The organism is Candidatus Symbiopectobacterium sp. 'North America' (assembly GCF_015762685.1).
In the GTDB taxonomy this organism is placed as follows: Bacteria; Pseudomonadota; Gammaproteobacteria; order Enterobacterales; family Enterobacteriaceae; genus Symbiopectobacterium.
The window spans coordinates 1-3,433 of sequence record NZ_PEHF01000007.1; the positions used below are offsets into that span (position 1 = coordinate 1).

Below are 3,433 nucleotides of genomic sequence, written 5' to 3' on the forward strand. Positions count from 1 at the left end.
ATTTAAGCAAGCCCAACATCAATCGAAAATCAGTGTTGCAAAAACGGGGGTGACCATAGATTTTTATGGCTGGCGGTGACGAACGGTGCCAGAATTTCATCGATACGGTTAATGGTGGTGCTGCCGTAGATGTGGCTTGCCACCTGCGCGATGATTTGGGCCGTCACTGCCGTCGCGGTTGAGATGGATTTTGGCGGCTCAATCTCCGCGTTACCCATCTTGAACCCTTTGGTCAACATGCCTTCAAGGTCGATCAGCATACAGTTGAACATCGGGAAGAACGGGGAGTAGTCCAGATCGTGGTAGTGAATTTCACCGCGTTCATGGGCAAGCACCACGTCGCGCGGCAGGATATGTTGCTTGGCATAGTGCTTGGCAACGATACCGGCCAGCAGGTCGCGCTGGGTAGGGATCACTTTACTGTCTTTGTTGGCGTTCTCGTTGAGCAGAACCATGTTGCTCTGTTCAACCAGACCGCGAATTTCCTGATTCAAACGACCGCGCTGTTCGCGGGCGACATCACGATCGTGACGGTACTCAATGTAGGTACGCGCAAGCTGCTTATACTGGCCAGACATCAGCAGGTTTTCAACGGCGTTCTGGATATCGCGGATATCCACACGTGCTTTCCCTTGCATTTGTTGAGCGACCGCACAGGCCACGGTTGCACAGTAATCTGTATCATCAACTCCTGCCGCATGCGCAGCACGTTCGACCGCCTGCTTGATGAGCATCTCATCAAAAGGCACCTGGCAACCGTCCCGTTTAATCACTACTGGTTTCAACGTTCGTTCATCAGAGTTGTCCACAAGCGGAATCCGCAGCAGACAAGGGCTGCGGGGGGTTGTGGATGATATTGTGGATAAGTACTACATGTAGTGTCTGTATTTATGATAGATACTATATGTAGTTTTGGGTGAAAAGAAATTCGCGATTTATTGACCTGGAACAAAGAATTTCGAGCAGCGTAGAAAGGGTGTGCAATGGCGTTGCGCGAAATAAAAATAATATATTGATTTGATTAGTAGTTTTTTATCTCTGCGCCATAAGGAAAATGACGAACAAAAAAGCATAATAAACGTAGGGAAATAACAATAAGCAGGGCAATTATATCGCTGGGTGAAACGATACATTAAGGGCAGTGATGTTGCCCCGCAGACTGCTGACAAATCCTACCCAAAACATGACACCCACCTCTGTCATTCCCGCGAAGGCTGGAATCTCTTGCAGGTGAAACGCGTTTCTTCTCACAGAGATCCCCGGCTTTCGCCGAGGATGACGAAGAGTAAAGTGGCTTTGTCAGCAATCTCAAGGGGCAACGATGTTGCCCCGTGCTACAGCGCTCGCGCTTAGCGGAGTACCGCGATGGCTTCGATTTCGATCTTCACATCTTTCGGCAGACGCGCCACTTCCACACAGGAGCGCGCTGGAAACGGTGCCTGATGCTGAGTAAAGAAGGCTTCGTAAGTGGCGTTAACGGTGGCAAAGTCTTGCAGGTCTTTCACAAATACCGTGGTTTTCACGATGTCGGCGACTTTCAGGCCCGCCGCTTCCACAATGGCCTGCACGTTTTCAAGAGACTGGCGCGTTTGTGCGACGATGTCCTCGGCAATCAGGCCGCTTTTCGGGTTTACCGGGATCTGACCGGAAGTGATGATCATGCTGCCCAGATCGACACCTTGTACATAAGGGCCGATAGCGGCTGGGGCGTGTTCCGTGCTGATGCTACGTGACATGGCTTCTCCTGGATTTCGACGTGGCTATTTTCGAAGGGACAATTCCCGCCGGGCCTACGCCGGGCGGGATATAACTTACCATTATTCAGAAAAGCGCGGCGCAGGCAATGGCATTGATGACCCTGCACACGTCGCACAGCGGCTTAGCGGTCAGCCAGCACAGCCTGACGTTCAAACTCTTTCTCGCAGTATTTGCACTTGAGGTGCGCATCGCCATCGAGTTGCTTGACGCTGAACGACGAGGTGACTGGCTCACTGCGGCTGATACAGTTGCTGTTCGGGCAGGTTAGCACGCCATCAATACGTTCCGGCAGGCTGGGCACCAGCTTGCGTACCACCGCGTAGTCATCAATCTACGGTGGCCTGTGGGGCGTAGATCGCCAACTGGTTAGCTTGCTGCTCTGTCAGGAATATGCTCTCTATCTTGATCAGATCCTTGCGTCCCAGATGATTGGAAGGCAGGTTCAGTCCGATGGTGATGCGCTGGTCGGTGGCGGTCAGCTTGAACAGCGTCAGCAGCTTGAAGCCAACCTGCGCTGGGATATGGTCGATAACGGTGCCGCGTTTGATGGCTTCAACCTGTAATTTGTTATCCTGAGTCATGATGCTTTCCCCTCTCACAGAACCAGTTCGCGATTTAATACTAGCGCCTGACGTGCAAAGATGCCGTTGCCTGCCTGTTGGAAGTAATAGGCGTAAGGCGTGCTGTCGACGTCCGTCGTTATCTCATCCACGCGCGGCAGCGGATGCAGCACTTTCAGGTTGTCGCGGGCAGCATTCAGATCGGCAGCGCGCAGCACAAACTGCGATTTGATATTGATGTACTCGGACGGGTCCAGTCGCTCTTTCTGTACGCGCGTCATGTACAGAATATCCAGCTCCGACACCACCTCTTCAATGCTGGTGTGCAGGCTATAGGTGATGTTCTTCTCTTCCAGCATCGCCAGAATGTAATCCGGCATCGCCAGTGCGTCGGGGGCGATAAAGTAGAAGCGATTACCGTCGAATTTCGCCAGTGCCTGCGTCAGGGAGTGCACGATACGGCCATATTTCAGGTCACCAACCATGGCGATATTGATATTATTCAAACGTCCCTGGGTTTCCTGAATGGTGAACAGGTCGAGCAGGGTTTGCGTCGGGTGCTGGTTAGCACCGTCTCCGGCGTTGAGCACTGGAATGCCGCTGGAGAACTCGGTGGCAAGACGCGCGGAGCCTTCCTGCGGGTGGCGCATCACAATGGCATCCACATAGTGGCCGATCACCGAAATGGTATCCGCCAGCGTCTCGCCCTTCTTACCGAGCGACGTGTTGTTACTGTCAGCAAAACCGACCACGGAAGCGCCCAGATGGTGCATCGCGGTTTCAAAAGAGAGCCGGGTGCGCGTCGAGGCCTCAAAGAAACAGCTGGCGATCACTTTATGTTTTAACAACTCTGGCTGCGGCTTGGCCTTCAGGCTGGCGGCCACCTGCAACGCCAGCTCCAAATCTTCACGGGTGAGGTCGTTAATCGAGATGATGTGTTTTTGATAAAGCGGATTGACCATGTTTGCTTTTCTCCCAACGGTTAGCCCTGAAACATTTTTCTCTAGCTCGGCCAGTCGGCAGGCGAGGTTCGCCCGATATGACAGGCAAAAAAATCTATGGTCACCCCCGTTTTTGCAACACTGATTTTCGATTGATGTTGGGCTTGCTTAAAT

Annotated in this window: 2 protein-coding genes and 2 pseudogenes; all 4 read right to left on the reverse strand. The window is 52.6% G+C overall.

Features of this window, described 5'->3' with window-relative positions; all coding sequences use genetic code 11:
* Window positions 1-65: 65 nt before the first annotated feature.
* Window positions 66-785, reverse strand: a pseudogene (gene nrdD / locus CS369_RS01715) (anaerobic ribonucleoside-triphosphate reductase); the annotation flags it as partial.
* 564 nt (window positions 786-1,349) lie between these two features.
* On the reverse strand, window positions 1,350-1,736 hold the full coding sequence (gene ridA, locus CS369_RS01720) for a 2-iminobutanoate/2-iminopropanoate deaminase (protein ID WP_196905751.1): 387 nt from the start codon (window positions 1,734-1,736) through the stop codon (window positions 1,350-1,352).
* Window positions 1,737-1,879: 143 nt separating this feature from the next.
* Window positions 1,880-2,339: pseudogene (gene pyrI / locus CS369_RS01725) on the reverse strand (aspartate carbamoyltransferase regulatory subunit).
* A gap of 14 nt (window positions 2,340-2,353) precedes the next feature.
* The gene (gene pyrB / locus CS369_RS01730; RefSeq protein WP_196905752.1) at window positions 2,354-3,280 is read right to left on the reverse strand and encodes an aspartate carbamoyltransferase; all 927 of its coding nucleotides are present in this window, start codon (window positions 3,278-3,280) and stop codon (window positions 2,354-2,356) included.
* Window positions 3,281-3,433 lie beyond the last annotated feature (153 nt).